We start from the raw sequence: 14,316 nt of genomic DNA on the forward strand, positions 1-14,316 counted from the left end.
TGGTGGTTGCTCAGCCCCGATCGGCCGCCTTGACCCACAACACCTCGGGGGTGCCGGTGCAGGCCAGCAGGTATCTGGCCACGGTGAAGAACCAGTCACTCAGCCTGTTCAGATAAGGCAGGATGGCCGGATTCACCTGCTCTGCACGGCTCAAGCCCAGCAGCAGGCGCTCGCAGCGCCGGGTCAGGGTGCGCACCACATGAGCCTGCGCCGCCGCCCGTGAGCCGCTCGGCAAAATGAAATTGCGCAATACCGGCAACTGGGCGCTATAGGCATCGATCTGTTGCTCGAGTCTGGCGGTCCAGTCCTCGTTGACTTGCCACAGGCTGGCATTCTGCGCCGCACTGGAAAAAGCCAGCTCCCCGCCCAGATCAAACAACTCCTGCTGCAACTGCACCAGCTGGGCCAATAACACCGCCTCTTGCGACGGTATTTCGGCAATAAGCAGACCTATCTGGGAATTCAATTCATCCACGGCGCCATAGGTCTCGACCCGCATATCATCTTTGGCAAGCTGGGCACCGTCCGCCAGACGGGTGAGGCCCTTGTCCCCTTGTCGGGTATATATTCTCATACTGACATCCTGTTAATAATGGGAATAATCATGGTCTCCAGCCCATTGAGCTTGATCTCGTACGCCAGCGCCAATGACTGGCCCAGGCTACCGGCTGGAAAACCTGTCCGTGCCATCCACACCAGATAGGGCTCGGGAATATCGATGATGCGTCGCCCCTGATATTTACCGTATGGCATCTTCTTCGCCAGGCTGAGCAATACCCGCTCGTCAGATAATCCATCCATATTAATCAATATTCAGATATTTGTGGGTCTGGATGGAGAGCCGCCAATTACGGGCGATACAGGTCGCCATGGCCAGCTCGGTCGCCCTGGGCTTCTGGCTGATGGGCTGCAGCGCTATCATCACATCGGGACGCAGGCTGGCCGTCGCCAGCAAGGCGTCGAGCTCCTCGATATGGCGTTCAGTGGCCACCGGGTGCTTGATCTCGTTGGCACGCTCGAGCGCCGACACCAGCACCGGCAAGCCCCCCTTCATGCCTATCTTGGGAGAGACGGTGACCCAAGTGTCGTCGTGGGTCTGGATCTCGCTGGTACCACTGGTCTCGATCTGCACCTGATACCCCGCCGCCAGCAAGGCCGCTGATAGCTCATGCAGGTCATACAGGCAGGGCTCACCACCGGTTAACACCACGTGGCGGGCCCGGTAACCCAGCGTCTCGAAGCTGGCCAGGATCTGCACCGTGCTCATCTTGCTCCAGCCATCGGACTCGTTGGAACGATCAAGCACCTCGCTACTGCCCACCTCACGCGCCGGATCCACCACCCAGGTATGACGGGTGTCACACCAGGGACAGCCCACCGGGCAGCCCTGCAGGCGAACGAAGATGGCGGGCAGGCCGGTGAAGACGCCCTCCCCCTGGATGGTCTGGAAGATCTCGTTGATTGGGTAGTGCATGCTGATCACGGCTTGTTGCAAAAGGCGCGGATTATACCCCAAACCGGGGCAAGACGCAGGCTCAGGATCCGCTTTTCTCACCCAGCCCGGTTTTCTCACGCAGGCGGGCCATGACCCCGACCCGATCGGCCAGATAATGGTTCAAGCCACGGCTGCGCAGCTCGCAGGCGGGACAGCTGCCACAGCCATCCCCCAGGATGCCGTTGTAACAGGTGAGCGTCTGCTGACGCACCCTGTCGAGCTGACCATAATGATCCGCCAGCGCCCAGGTTTCGGCCTTGTCGAGCCACATCAGCGGCGTCTCGAAGCGGATGCCGCGATCCAGCCCAAGGGAGACCGCCTGGTTGAGCGCCTTGACGAACTCGTCGCGGCAATCCGGGTAGCCGGAGAAGTCGGTCTCGCAGACCCCGGTGATCACCGTCTCGGCGCCGACCTGATAGGCGTAGATGGAGGCCAGGGTCAGAAAAAGTATGTTGCGGCCCGGCACGAAGGTGTTGGGCAGGCCGTTGTCCTGCAGCTCGCCGCTGACCGGGATCTCGTCCCGGGTCAGGGCCGAGACCGCCAGCTCCCCCAGCATGGTCACATCCATCACCTTGTGAGCGGCGATGCCAAACTCGCTGGCCAGACGGCGAGCGGTGTCGATCTCCTCCCGGTGGCGCTGGCCATAGTCGAAGGTGATGGCGTGCACTTCATCATAGCGGGCCAGGGCCTGCACCAGGCAGGTGGTACTGTCCTGACCACCACTGAATACCACGACGGCTTTTTTCACGTTCATCACTCCTGTTTGCAATTCAGATTCAAGCGCGGCGACCTTGTGCAAAATCATGCCACTGCTGGTTCAACTGGGAAAAGAGGTTCATCAGCGGGGCGAAGCGCTCGGGCTCCCCCTCCCACTGGGATAACAGATGGTAGCCCGCCTCCAGGGTCGACAGCGCCTCGGGGAACGGCTTCTTGCGAATGGAGTATTGACCCGCCATGGCGCCGAGCTTGATCCTCGGCAGCCGCAGCAGGGCCGGGTTGCTGTGCAGCATGCGATACGCCTTGCGCCAGGTGCCATCGAGCAGGATGAAATGCACCTCTCTGGCTTGCCCACTGCCCTCGCGCACCTGCGCCAGGGTCAGGGCCTGATCGTCTGGCCACAGCAGATAACACTGCACCCCGGGGTCGCCGAGCAGGGCATTGAGCCAGTCGGCATCGGCGAAGCTCTCCCCCACATGAATGCGGGCCTGGCTGAGGGAAGCGGCCAGCAGGGCGGCCGTGCCCTTGGGGTGAGCCACCTCGGTCGGATGCTGCAGAATGTGGAGCGGGGCAAGATGGGTCACCTGCTGAATATAATCACACAGGCAGGCTTTGAGGGCTCGGGTGCAGCGTGTACAGTAACGGCTCTCTTTGTCGTTGGGCCGTTTCATGTTGTCAGAAAAATCGGGTTTGCTCTGGGTCATCACGCTTTCGCTCGTCACTGCCTTGCTCTTCCTCACAGTACCAAATCACCTGATCTCCTTTGATCGTACCCTGATAGCCCAGGGCGAAGGGTGGCGCATCATAACAGGCAATCTGGCCCACACCAACGGATGGCACCTGCTGCTCAATCTGAGCGGCCTGGGCGTGCTCTACAGCCTGTTTCGCGAGTACCTGGCGGGCTGGCGCCTGCCCGTGCTGCTCTTGCTGCTGGGAACGGCCGTCGGCCTGGGGATCTGGTGGTGGTGCCCGCAGACCCAGTGGTACATGGGGCTGTCCGGCGCCTTGCATGGGCTCTTCGTGTGGGGTGCCTTGCAGGATATCCGCCATCGCCGCCATTCGGGCTGGCTGATGTTGCTGGGGATCCTCATCAAGCTCGGGCTGGACTTCTACAGCGCCGGTGAGAGCCCGGCCTCCCTGCTGATCGGCGCCCGGGTTCACATCGAATCACATCTGATTGGCTCAGCCGCAGGCCTGTTGCTCGGCCTGCTGCCATTCGGTCTGGGTGCCCAGACCGTCAAGCCCTGAGCCCCAGCTGATGGCCGGGCGGCCAGACCGCTCAGAACCTGATCACCGCATCTTCCCACATCGCTACCGTTCAACAGACAACAGGCCGGATTGAAAATCCGGCCTGTTGTCATTCAGGGCTCGGCGTCTTATCGGCTCAGCTCGGCGTTGATGCTGGCCAGCACCGCGGCCGGATCGGCAGCCTGGGTGATGGGACGCCCTATCACCAGGTAATCGGCCCCCTCCTCTATCGCCGCCAGCGGCGTCATGACGCGGCGCTGATCCCCCGCCGCCGAGCCGGTCGGGCGAATGCCCGGCGTGACCAGCTTGAAGTCGGCCCCGAGCAAGGTTTTCAACTCATGGGCCTCCTCGGCGGAGCAGACCACCCCATCCAAGCCGGCCTCCTTGGTGAGTTTGGCCAGCCGGATCACCTGCTCGGCCGGGCCGACGCTGAGGCCGAGGGGCGCCATGTCGGACTGCTCCATGCTGGTCAGCACTGTCACGCCGATCAACAGGGGGGCCTTGTCGCCATAGGGCGCGAGCGCTTCTTTGGCGGCCCGCATCATGCGCTCGCCCCCGCTGGCGTGGACGTTCACCATCCAGACGCCCAGCTCGGCACTGGCCGCCACCGCCTTGGCGACTGTGTTCGGAATGTCGTGAAACTTCAGATCCAGAAACACATCGAATCCCTTGGCGACCAGCTGACGTACGAATTGGGGGCCAAACAGGGTGAACATCTCCTTGCCTACCTTGAGGCGGCACTGGGCCGGGGAGATCTGTTCAATGAAGGCGAAGGCATCGGCCTCGTGCTGATAGTCCAGCGCAACCAGTACTTTGGGATCTAGCATTTCACTTCCTATGGGTTGTTGTTCACCGTCCAGACCAAGGCTCAGCTTGAGGCCCTGGGATCTGGTATTTCATCATTTTTTCTGAGCAGCGATTCATCGTCCAGGCCAAGGGCCAGCCTGAGGTACTTGGGCGCTGACATTTCGCCTCTTACCAGCGGCTATTCACCATCCAGGCCACGGATCGGCTTGATGGAGCCCCACTGCCGGCAGGAGGGGCACTGCCAGAACAGCGAGTGGGTGGCGAAGCCACACTGACGGCATTTGTGAGTGGATTTGATCTTGATCTGCTCGCCGACCAGCTGCTGCAGCAGCTCCAGGCTCTCCTTGGCGGGCCCCTCCTCGGCGCTGGCCAGCTGGAAGCCGACCAGCTGATAGAAGCCCTTCATGGACGGGTGGCGGCGCAGCTGACGCAGCACCAGCGCACGGGCCTGGCTCAGGCCATCGCGCGCCTCCACCAGATTGGCCAGGGCCAGGGTCACGCTGACACCGGCATGATCCTCCACCGCCTTCTCCAGCAGCGGGATCAGCTCCTGGCTGCGGCCCATCTGCTGATAGCAGCTGAGCAGCTTGGGCATGGCTTCGGAGGCAAAGTCCATGTCCTGCTCGAACACTCGCAGCAGCTCCTTGCTGGCCTCTTCATGCTTGCCTTCCTCCATGGCCAGCTCGGCCAGTCGCAGACTGGCGCGAGCACAGGTGGGATTGACGCCGAGCGCCCGCTTCAACTTGGCGCGTCCCGCCGCCTTGTCCCCTTCACGCAGGGCACTCTCTGCCTGCTCGCAGTAGAAATGGGAGATGGGGTCGGCCAGCTTCTTGCCCTGGAACTTCTGCAGACGCACCGCGACCTCGATGGCCTTGTCCCAGTCACGCAGCTGTTGATGGATGACGAGCAGTTGCGCCAGCGCCGTCTCTTCATAGTCACCGTCCTCGCACAACTCGTTCCAGAGCGCCTCGGCCCTGTCCAGCAAGCCGGCGGCGAGGAAGTCACGGGCCAGCTCCTGCAGCGCGAGTTGACGCTGCTCCCGGGTCAGCTGGCGGGTAACGAGGTTCTGGTGGATCTTGATGGCGCGATCGACTTCGCCACGCTGGCGAAACAGATTGCCGAGAGAGAGATGGGTTTCGATGGTTTCGCTGTCCACTTCCAGCAGCTGGATGAACAGATCCACTGCCTTGTCCGACTCGTCAGACAGCAAATAGTTGAGACCCGCCACATACTGGCGGGAGAATTGGTTACTCTGTTGCTGGGTGTCCTGGCGAACACTCCTGCGTCCCATATACCAGCCATAACCAGCGGCAATCGGCAACAGCAGGAAAAGCAGTTCAAGCATCGAGGGACATTATTCCTTGGCTGTCGACCGGGCCAGCTCCAATTCGCGGGATTGACGACGCATGGTGCGATTGAGGGTGCGGTTTTGCAGTTTGAGACGCACGAAGAGCAGACCGAATACCAGCCAGCCCAGCAGGAAACCGCCGGCGAGGAAGAATCCCAGTAGCATGGAGAGCGAGAATTCGCCCTGGGCTATCAGATAATTGAACTGCACCTGTTGACCGTTTTGCGAACCGATGGCGAGGGTCAGCACAAACACCAGTACCAAGGGGATGAGGGCCAAGATACGCTTCATAGGAGCTCCCTGTCTGTGGCTAATGAGAGATTGATTATCCTTAAAATCACGGGAAGACTCTAGAGCGAATGGGAAAAGACTTCGAGAAACCGGACTATTGGCATAATCCAAGTCACAAAAATAAAAAAGGCATACCCAGGTATGCCATTTTCTGCATTATTCGATGATATTCACGCGCTCGCGTAACTCTTTGCCGGGCTTGAAGTGCGGGACATATTTCCCGGTCAGTTCAACCTTGTCCCCGGTCTTGGGGTTGCGACCCACACGGGGGGCACGATAGTGCAGTGAAAAACTTCCAAATCCTCGGATTTCAATCCGGTCGCCGTTTTGCAAGGTCGACGCCATCTGTTCAAGGATCTCCTTGATCGCGGCTTCGACATCTTTGGCCGGCATATGCATGCGGCTGGCAGCCAATTGTTCGATGAGATCTGATTTGGTCATAAGGTTAAATCTCCTTCCCCGATCACATGCAATATTCATTATGCCAAGATAAAAAAGGGCGGCGTGAAGCCGCCCTTTTCTTGCATCAAGGATTACTCACCCTTGGCGGCTTTGAACGCTTCCATCATAGCATTGCTGAACACAACTTCTTCTTGTTGGTTCAGGCTATCGATAGCAACACGCTCGTCAGCCTCGTCCTTAGCACGGACAGACAGGCTTACGGTGCGGTTCTTACGATCAACGCCCATGAACTTGGCTTCAACTTCATCACCGACAGACAGAACCAGAGTCGCGTCTTCTACACGGTCACGAGCAGCATCGGAGGCACGCAGGTAGCCTTCTACGCCGTCAGCCAGTTCGATCACGGCACCCTTGGCATCAACCTCGGTAACCTTACCCTTCACGATAGCACCTTTCTTGTTATCAGACAGGTACTTATTGAACGGGTCTTCTTCGATCTGCTTGACGCCCAGGGAGATGCGCTCGCGCTCCGGGTCCACTTGCAGAACAACGGCTTCGATCTCGTCGCCCTTCTTGAATTCACGTACTGCTTCTTCGCCCTGGTTGTTCCAGGAGATGTCAGACAGGTGAACCAGGCCGTCGATGCCGCCGTCCAGACCGATGAAGATACCAAAGTCAGTGATAGACTTGATTTTACCGGAAACACGGTCGCCCTTGGCGTGAGTTTCGGCAAACAGCTGCCACGGGTTGGATTTGCACTGCTTCAGACCCAGGGAGATACGACGACGTTCTTCGTCGATGTCCAGAACCATCACGTCAACCACGTCGCCAACGTTAACAACCTTGGACGGGTGGATGTTCTTGTTGGTCCAATCCATCTCGGATACGTGTACCAGGCCTTCAACGCCTTCTTCGATTTCAACGAAGCAGCCGTAGTCGGTCAGGTTGGTCACGCGGCCAGACAGACGGGTGGTCTCCGGGTAACGCTTGGCGATAGCAACCCAGGGATCTTCGCCCAGCTGCTTCAGACCCAGGGATACACGGGTACGCTCGCGGTCGAACTTCAGAACCTTGACTGCGATCTCGTCGCCAACGTTGACGATTTCGGAAGGATGCTTAACGCGCTTCCACGCCATGTCGGTGATGTGCAGCAGGCCGTCAACGCCGCCCAGATCTACGAATGCACCGTAGTCGGTCAGGTTCTTGACGATACCCTTAACTTCTTGACCTTCTTGCAGGTTGGCCAGCAGGCTTTCGCGCTCGGAGGTGTTCTCGGTTTCGATCACGGCACGACGGGAAACGACAACGTTGTTGCGCTTCTGGTCCAGCTTGATGACCTTGAACTCGAGTTCTTTGTTTTCCAGGTGAGCGGTGTCACGGATCGGACGCACGTCAACCAGAGAACCCGGCAGGAAGGCACGAATGCCATTCAGTTCAACGGTGAAACCACCCTTGACCTTGCCGTTGATGATACCGATAACGGTAGCTTGCTCTTCGTATGCCTTCTCAAGCTGCAGCCAGGCTTCGTGGCGCTTGGCTTTTTCGCGGGACAGCTTGGTTTCGCCGAAACCATCTTCGATAGAGTCCAGAGCCACGTCAACGGTGTCGCCTACATTGATTTCCAGCTCGCCCAGGGCGTTCTTGAATTCTTCAGCAGGAATGGCAGACTCGGATTTCAGACCGGCGTCAACCAGTACAAAACCGTTCTCGATAGCAACGACGGTACCCTTGACGATGGAACCTTGACGGGTTTCAACGGCGTTCAGGGACTCTTCAAAGAGTTGAGCAAAAGATTCGATCATTGTTTGTGTCACAAATGAAACATCCACTCGCAATCCGGCACAAGCGGGGTTGTTTTAAATTATCTGCGCCATCCATGGTGCAGACGACTGACATCAGCTCGTGCTGATATCACCAAGTTGTTGCTCCGCATAGGCGAGCACCGTCACCAGCACTTCATCTATGGTCATAGACGTTGAGTCTACCACAAGAGCATCTTCTGCGGGTTTCAGGGGGGCTACGGCGCGATTTCTGTCGCGATCGTCACGTTCCCGAATCTCGGTTAAAAGACGCTCAAAGTTAACATCAAAGCCCTTATCTTGCAACTGCTTATAACGGCGCTGCGCCCGCACCTCCGCGCTGGCGTCGAGGAAAATCTTCACCTCGGCCTCAGGGAAAACCACGGTGCCCATGTCACGGCCATCGGCGATGAGGCCAGGTGCCTGGCGGAAGGCACGCTGACGGCGCAGCAGCGCTTCGCGGACGCGTGGGAAGGCGGCGATCTTGCTGGCGGCGTTACCCGCCTCTTCGGTGCGGATGGTGCGAGAGACATCCTCTCCTTCCAGCACCACCTTGACCTGTTCGCCGTCGACCTGGAATTGCACATCCAGATTGGCGGCCAAGGGCACCAGCGCCGCTTCGGAATCGAGTTCCACATCGTGATGCAAGGCGGCCAGAGCCAGCACCCGGTAGATGGCGCCAGAATCGAGCAGGTGCCAACCCAGCTTCTCGGCCAGCAGTTGGCACAGGGTGCCTTTACCGGCACCGCTCGGGCCATCGATTGTCATCACGGGGGCCATATGAGGCATAAATCTTCTCCTGCACAGGGGGTCACACATCCCTGTTGGGATGGGGAAATAGGCGCCGATTATACCCAAATGCACGGGATCTGGCAGCCGTCAGGCCACACAATTGCGCAGAAGTCGTCGCGATTGCCCCCTTTATGACCAATCAGGCAAAGCATTCCTCAATGCAAGGTTTTGTTCTTATGGTTGTTATGGGCAAGGCGCGCTAAACTGGCCGCCTTTTTTAAGCAGCTGTAGTCAGGAGCAACCCTATGAGCAGCATTAGCCTCGTGGCTAAATCCAAGTTGCCGACCCCCTGGGGCACCTTCACGCTGGTAGGCTTTCAGGAAACCGGTACAGGCAAGGATCACGCCGCACTGGTGATGGGCGATATCGCAAATGGTGAGCCCGTGCTGGGCCGAATTCACTCTGAGTGTCTAACCGGGGATGCCCTGTTCAGCCTGCGCTGCGACTGCGGCTTCCAGCTGCAGGCGGCCATGCAGAACATCGCCAAGGCCGGTCGTGGCGTCCTGTTGTACGTGCGACAGGAGGGCCGTGGCATCGGCCTGCTCAACAAGATCCGGGCCTACCACCTGCAGGATCAGGGCGCCGACACCGTCGAGGCCAATGTGGCATTGGGATTTGCCGCCGACATGCGCGATTACACCATCTGCGCCGACATGCTCAAGGCGCTGGAGGTCAAGAGTCTCAAGCTGATGACCAACAATCCACGCAAGCTGAAGGCGATGGAGAGCTTCGGCATCCCGGTGGTGGAGCGGGTTCCCCTGCAGGAGGGGCGCAACCCCCACAACGAGTTCTATCTCTCCACCAAGGCGGACAAGCTGGATCACCTGTTCAAGAAGTAACGAACCGACCATCCACAGCCTCGGCGAACGCCTCCCATCGGGAGGCGTTTTTTTTTGTGCGGGGCACGGCTCAATCCGGCGTGCTGCCTCATGGCTGGGCCTGCGCCAGCAAAAAATCCCGCAGCGCGCGATTGGCCATGGAGAGCGGATCCCCCCGCCGCCAGGCCACACAGAGATCGAGGAAAATCGGTGGCGCGAAGGGCACCCCGATCAGCGCCGTCTCCTCATCCAGCGCCATCCGCAGGAAGGTGGTCACGGCAAATCCCTGGCGCACCACCGCCTTGAGCAGCGGAATGAGGTTGCTCTCAAAGCCGATGTTGGGCTCTATGCCCAGGCCCTGCGCCAGCGCCTCCATGTGTTCGCGATGATAGAAACCACGGCGGAACATGGCGAGCTCCTGACTGAAGAACTGCGGCAGCGAGACGGCGCCGGCCTGACGCAGCGGATGCTCCTCCCCCACCACCATCAGCATCTCCTCGCGCAGCAGCTGGGCCCCCTCCAACCCGGGCGGCAGATCGCTGGTGATGAGGATGGCGAGATCCAGGCTGCCATCCACCATGCGGCTGAGCAGCTCGCGGGTGCCGGCCTCCTCCACCCGGATCTTGAGGCCCGGGTAGCGATGCTTGAACGCCATCAGGATCGGGGGGAAGTAATAGGACCCCATCATGTAGGGGATGCCGATGCGTACCTCGCCCCGCTCCAGCCCCTTGAGCTCGGCCATCTCCGCCTCGGCCTGATGCATCTGCAGCAGCAGGCGCTCGGCATGGCGGCAGAGCACCTCCCCCTCAGGGGTGAGCCGCACGCTGCGATCCTGCCGATCGAATAGCCGCAGCTCGAGCTGCTGCTCCAGCTTGGCGATGGCCATGCTGACCGCCGGCTGCGCCACGTGCAGCCCATGGGCGGCACGGGTGAAGGAGCCGGCGTCGCGCACCGCCAGCAGATAGGTTAGCTGTTTCAGATCCATATCAATTATCTTTATCAGATTGATAACATAAATATATTATATTTATATCAAGCGACCCACTACTCTGCACAAAAGTCGTCGGGACAACGCATATGATCGAAGCAGGTAGTCGCGAGTGGATACGCGCCACCCTGGCCCTGAGCCTGGGATCCTTCCTGGTGTTTCTCAATCTCTACCAGACCCACCCATTGTTACCCCTGCTGGCGGACGTCTTCTCCGTCAGCTCGCTGTCGGCGGGCTGGACGCTGGCGGGCTGCACCGCCGGGCTCGCGGGCTCACTGCTGATCTGTGCCCGGCTAGCCGATCGCTTCGGGCGACGCCGGATCATGCTATGGACGCTGACCGGCGCCATCCTGCTCTCCCTGTGCATTCCCTGGGTGACTCAATTTGAGCAACTGGTGACGTTGCGCATCCTGCAAGGCGTGCTGCTGGCTGGGCTGCCCGCCACCGCCATCGCCTACATGGGGGAGGAGTTCAGCAAACGCGCCCTGCTCTCTGCGGTCGGCGTCTACATCGCCGCCAACTCCCTCGGCGGGATCGCGGGCCGGGTGGTCGGCGGCCTGCTGGCCGGCTGGTTTGGGGACTGGCAACATACCTTCCTCGGGATAGGGCTGATAAGCCTCTCCCTGCTGCCGCTGGTCATCTGGCTGCTGCCGGCCCAGACCCGTTTCGTGGCCGTGGTGGCGGCGCCCGGGCAACTGCGCGGGGCCATCAAGAGCCACCTCAGCAACCCGCTGCTGGTCGGTGCCTATCTCATCGGCGGGCTCAACTTCATGGTCTTCCTGAACCAGTACAGCTACCTCACCTTCCTGCTGGCCAAGGCCCCTTTCTCATTGCCGACCCAGTGGCTGGGGATGCTGTTCCTGACCTACCTCACCGGCACCCTGGCCTCCTCCCTGAGCGGGCGCGGCGCCCAGCGCTGGGGCGCCCAACGGCTGCTGCTGGTCGGGATAGCACTGATGGCGCTCGGCAGTCTCGCGCTGTTGCACGGCTCGCTGACCGCCATCCTCGGCGGCCTGCTCATCTCGAGTTTCGGCTTCTTCCTCGCCCACGCCTGTGCCAGCGCCTGGGTCGGCCAGCATGTGGAGCACAACCGGGCGCTCGCCTCGTCACTCTATCTGGTGGGGTACTATCTGGGGGCCAGTCTGGGCGGGCTTTACCTGCACCCCTTCTGGGAGCGGGGCGGTCTGGGGGGATTGGTGCTCGGCATCGAGCTGGTACTCTGTGTCACCGCCGCCCTGAGCCTCTGGCTCGGCCAGCTGAAGGGGCGCAGCGTGCGTCCCCTCTCCTGTCACTCCTCCTGAGGCTCCAAGCCCAACAAGATCAGGCCCCGATGTCGGGGCCTGATCTTGTTGGGTACAGACGGGTTCACAGGCTGTCGTAATAGTCCGTCGGCACCGGCACCACGGCGCCGCTGCGCAGCTCCTCGTCGATCACCTCGCTCAGGGGGCGCAGGTGAAACTTGATCTGCCCGGAGGGCAGCATCAGCCCCACATCCGGGTTGCGGCCATCATCGATGTTGCCGGTCTTGAACGGCAGACCGGGATGGTTTGCCACCAATTCATGCAACGACGGCACCACCAGCTCGATATGCTCGAGCCCCGCCTGATGGCTGCGGCCCGGCTTGGGCGCGGCCAGCTCGATGCAGGGCACGCTCAGCGCTTGCCAGCACAGGGGCTGATGCAACCGATAGGTGGCGATGGGGCGACCCCCTATCATCCCCTCCACCAGCAGCACGCCATGGCGGGCCAGCTCGGCTTTCAGGCTCAGGTATTCGGGCAGGCTGGCGGCACGGTAACAGAGGTGATCCACCACAGGGGTAGTGATCTCCCCCATCAGCGGCGTCAATTCGACCAGCAGTTGGCCGACAAATGGGGCCATGGGCCCCAGTGTGGTATCCAGTGGATGGGACATGATCACCATTTCTTCTTGGGTTGGAACAGGACGTCCAGCTCGTCCGCCTCTTTGTCCTTGATGGTCTGCAGCTCCTTCTCGCTGTGCTGCTGCAGATGCTCTTCCAGCTGACGCATCCCCTGACGCATGTCCTCTTCCCGCGCCAGCAGGTAGGGATCCTTGTCGGAGACATTGACCAGGGCCCCCAATCCCTTGGTGTAAAGCTGGCGGCAGGTGCCGTATTGCCCCTGGATCTGGGCATCCATGGCCCGCTTGATCAGGTTGGCGATGTTGATCTTGAGCTGCATCAGCTCGAGGCGGCGATCCTCCTGGGCGAAGCCATGGGGATCTATCTTGCCCTTGTTGTGCTCGACCCGCAGCACGGCCCGCATCTTCTTGGCCAGCTGCAACATCTGGATGGCCTGGCGATCGGATTCCGGGGTCTTGAAGTGACCCTCGTCCTGGCCGCTGTAGTTCTCCTGCACGCTCTTGATCTGGGTCTGGACGTCGGCGATGCGCTGCTTGATCTGGCCGCTCGGCATCACCTGCGCGATGGCGCGGTAGGCGTCCAGGATCCGGTGCTGCAACAGCAGCACCATGTTCTTGGAGAAGGGCACCAGGTTGACGTTCAGCAGCACTTCTTCGGTCTCGTCCGCCACGGCTTTGTGGCGGGCGATGGCCTGGCGCTTGTCCGCCTCGGCCTTCTGTTTGTATTGCTGCACCACGTTATAGGCGATAACCAGAAACAGGAGTGCGCCAATAGACAGCAATATCAAGGTCAAAATCATAGGATGTTCAAACTCCTGTCCCAAATCAATTGCGTGATCCTACAACAGCTTACCCGCATTAGGTAGCGCGGGGTTCTGCCCTGCCTCACAGAATGCAAGCCGGCGCCGCCGCGGGTCGCGACAGACACGCGCCATCACTCATATCGCCCGCGGCCCTCATTACTTGAGGCAAAACCCCTTGGATTGCAGGAATCCCAGCATGAAGGGGCGCGCCTCCTTGCCGAGGATCGCCTTGATCTGGCCGCTCCAGGTCTGCTGCTTGTTGTTGCCGCTGCGGGCCAGGTAGTAGTCGTGGATCTGCCGATCGTAATCCGCCAGCAAAGGGCGATCGAGCTCGGCCGGATAACGGTTCTCGTGCACGACAAGATCGCGGGGCAGCCTGGGCTTCTGCTCCGGCTGCTGGGCGGGGTGGCCAAGGCAGAGGCCGAACAGGGGGATCACCTGATGGGGCAGCCCCACCGCCTCGCTCACCGCCGCCGGGTTGTTGCGGATCCCGCCGATGTAGACGCCGCCGAGCCCCAGGGATTGGGCGGCCAGCAGGGCATTCTGGGCCATCAGGGCGCCGTCGATGGCCCCGATCAGCAGTTGCTCCACATAGCCGGTCTGGGCATCGACCACTATCTGGCTGTGGCGCTGATAGTCGGCGCAAAACAGCAGAAACTCCGCCGCCTCGGCCACATAGGCCTGGTGCCCGGCCAGCTCGGCCAGGGTGGCGCGCAGCGCCTTGTCGGTCACCCGGATGATGCTGTTGGCCTGCAGGAAGCTGGAGCTGGAGGCGGACTGGGCGGCGCTCAGGATCTGATCGAGCTGCCGGGGGGTGATGGGCTCGGGGGTAAACTGGCGAATGGAGCGATGGGCGAGAATAAGATCGATGGTCGGGTTCATGGTGCCTCCGGGAAGAAGGCCTCACTTTACCCAAAAAAAGCGAGGGGC

General features: G+C 60.6%; 18 protein-coding genes. 3 read left to right on the plus strand and 15 right to left on the minus strand.

The window, feature by feature from the left end:
- Positions 1–10: 10 nt before the first annotated feature.
- The 5 genes from AACW18_RS12915 to AACW18_RS12935 all read right to left on the minus strand — a co-directional run bounded on the left by AACW18_RS12915 (position 11) and on the right by AACW18_RS12935 (position 2,883).
- Positions 11–574, minus strand: a complete 564-nt coding sequence (locus AACW18_RS12915; RefSeq protein WP_042652342.1) for a cob(I)yrinic acid a,c-diamide adenosyltransferase — start codon at positions 572–574, stop codon at positions 11–13.
- Complete coding sequence (locus AACW18_RS12920) at positions 571–801, minus strand: DUF3820 family protein (protein WP_042652343.1); 231 nt, start codon at positions 799–801, stop codon at positions 571–573. Before AACW18_RS12920 ends, AACW18_RS12915 begins: the two co-directional genes overlap by 4 nt.
- A gap of 1 nt (position 802) precedes the next feature.
- Positions 803–1,474, minus strand: a complete 672-nt coding sequence (gene queE / locus AACW18_RS12925) for a 7-carboxy-7-deazaguanine synthase QueE (protein WP_042652344.1) — start codon at positions 1,472–1,474, stop codon at positions 803–805.
- A 61-nt stretch (positions 1,475–1,535) separates the two neighbouring features.
- On the minus strand, positions 1,536–2,243 hold the full coding sequence (queC, locus tag AACW18_RS12930) for a 7-cyano-7-deazaguanine synthase QueC (RefSeq protein WP_042652522.1): 708 nt from the start codon (positions 2,241–2,243) through the stop codon (positions 1,536–1,538).
- A 28-nt stretch (positions 2,244–2,271) separates the two neighbouring features.
- A complete protein-coding gene (locus tag AACW18_RS12935; protein WP_371317036.1) occupies positions 2,272–2,883 on the minus strand; it encodes a tRNA-uridine aminocarboxypropyltransferase in 612 nt (203 codons plus the stop codon).
- Between AACW18_RS12935 and rrtA the strand changes: the two genes are divergently transcribed.
- Positions 2,882–3,460 (plus strand): rhombosortase, encoded by a 579-nt coding sequence (rrtA, locus tag AACW18_RS12940; protein WP_256351876.1) that lies wholly within the window; start codon positions 2,882–2,884, stop codon positions 3,458–3,460. The genes AACW18_RS12935 and rrtA overlap by 2 nt on opposite strands.
- A gap of 128 nt (positions 3,461–3,588) precedes the next feature.
- Here the strand turns inward: rrtA and pyrF are convergent, their stop codons facing one another.
- From pyrF to cmk, 6 genes are all read right to left on the minus strand, one after another.
- Positions 3,589–4,287, minus strand: coding sequence for an orotidine-5'-phosphate decarboxylase (pyrF, locus tag AACW18_RS12945; RefSeq protein WP_218388892.1), 699 nt, complete (start codon positions 4,285–4,287; stop codon positions 3,589–3,591).
- Between the two features lie 158 nt (positions 4,288–4,445).
- Positions 4,446–5,612, minus strand: a complete 1,167-nt coding sequence (gene lapB, locus AACW18_RS12950) for a lipopolysaccharide assembly protein LapB (RefSeq protein WP_218388893.1) — start codon at positions 5,610–5,612, stop codon at positions 4,446–4,448.
- Positions 5,613–5,621: 9 nt separating this feature from the next.
- Positions 5,622–5,906 (minus strand): LapA family protein, encoded by a 285-nt coding sequence (locus tag AACW18_RS12955; protein ID WP_042652349.1) that lies wholly within the window; start codon positions 5,904–5,906, stop codon positions 5,622–5,624.
- 156 nt (positions 5,907–6,062) lie between these two features.
- Positions 6,063–6,347: an integration host factor subunit beta gene (gene ihfB, locus AACW18_RS12960; RefSeq protein ID WP_005299934.1), complete on the minus strand. Its 285-nt coding sequence runs from the start codon at positions 6,345–6,347 to the stop codon at positions 6,063–6,065.
- A 92-nt stretch (positions 6,348–6,439) separates the two neighbouring features.
- Positions 6,440–8,110 carry a 30S ribosomal protein S1 gene (rpsA, locus tag AACW18_RS12965; RefSeq protein WP_005327816.1) on the minus strand — a complete coding sequence of 557 codons (1,671 nt, stop codon included), beginning with the start codon at positions 8,108–8,110 and terminating at the stop codon, positions 6,440–6,442.
- Between the two features lie 93 nt (positions 8,111–8,203).
- The gene (gene cmk / locus AACW18_RS12970; protein WP_218388894.1) at positions 8,204–8,896 is read right to left on the minus strand and encodes a (d)CMP kinase; all 693 of its coding nucleotides are present in this window, start codon (positions 8,894–8,896) and stop codon (positions 8,204–8,206) included.
- 248 nt (positions 8,897–9,144) lie between these two features.
- Between cmk and ribA the strand changes: the two genes are divergently transcribed.
- Positions 9,145–9,738, plus strand: a complete 594-nt coding sequence (gene ribA / locus AACW18_RS12975) for a GTP cyclohydrolase II (RefSeq protein ID WP_042652352.1) — start codon at positions 9,145–9,147, stop codon at positions 9,736–9,738.
- Positions 9,739–9,826: 88 nt separating this feature from the next.
- Here ribA and AACW18_RS12980 read toward each other — a convergent pair whose 3' ends face one another.
- Positions 9,827–10,702: a LysR family transcriptional regulator gene (locus tag AACW18_RS12980; protein ID WP_042652353.1), complete on the minus strand. Its 876-nt coding sequence runs from the start codon at positions 10,700–10,702 to the stop codon at positions 9,827–9,829.
- Between the two features lie 92 nt (positions 10,703–10,794).
- Here AACW18_RS12980 and AACW18_RS12985 point away from each other — a divergent pair, with 92 nt between their 5' ends.
- Positions 10,795–12,006 carry an MFS transporter gene (locus AACW18_RS12985; RefSeq protein WP_218388895.1) on the plus strand — a complete coding sequence of 404 codons (1,212 nt, stop codon included), beginning with the start codon at positions 10,795–10,797 and terminating at the stop codon, positions 12,004–12,006.
- A gap of 64 nt (positions 12,007–12,070) precedes the next feature.
- Here the strand turns inward: AACW18_RS12985 and AACW18_RS12990 are convergent, their stop codons facing one another.
- From AACW18_RS12990 to nfsA, 3 genes are all read right to left on the minus strand, one after another.
- A complete protein-coding gene (locus tag AACW18_RS12990; RefSeq protein ID WP_218388896.1) occupies positions 12,071–12,625 on the minus strand; it encodes a VOC family protein in 555 nt (184 codons plus the stop codon).
- Entirely contained in the window at positions 12,619–13,383 is a 765-nt protein-coding gene (locus AACW18_RS12995) for a hypothetical protein (protein ID WP_042652356.1), read from the minus strand. The genes AACW18_RS12990 and AACW18_RS12995 overlap by 7 nt, the downstream gene beginning before the upstream one ends.
- A 159-nt stretch (positions 13,384–13,542) precedes the next feature.
- The gene (gene nfsA, locus AACW18_RS13000) at positions 13,543–14,268 is read right to left on the minus strand and encodes an oxygen-insensitive NADPH nitroreductase (protein WP_218388897.1); all 726 of its coding nucleotides are present in this window, start codon (positions 14,266–14,268) and stop codon (positions 13,543–13,545) included.
- Positions 14,269–14,316 lie beyond the last annotated feature (48 nt).

Origin of the sequence: Aeromonas sp. sia0103, assembly GCF_963895295.1 — a bacterium.
Lineage (GTDB): Bacteria > Pseudomonadota > Gammaproteobacteria > Enterobacterales > Aeromonadaceae > Aeromonas > Aeromonas encheleia.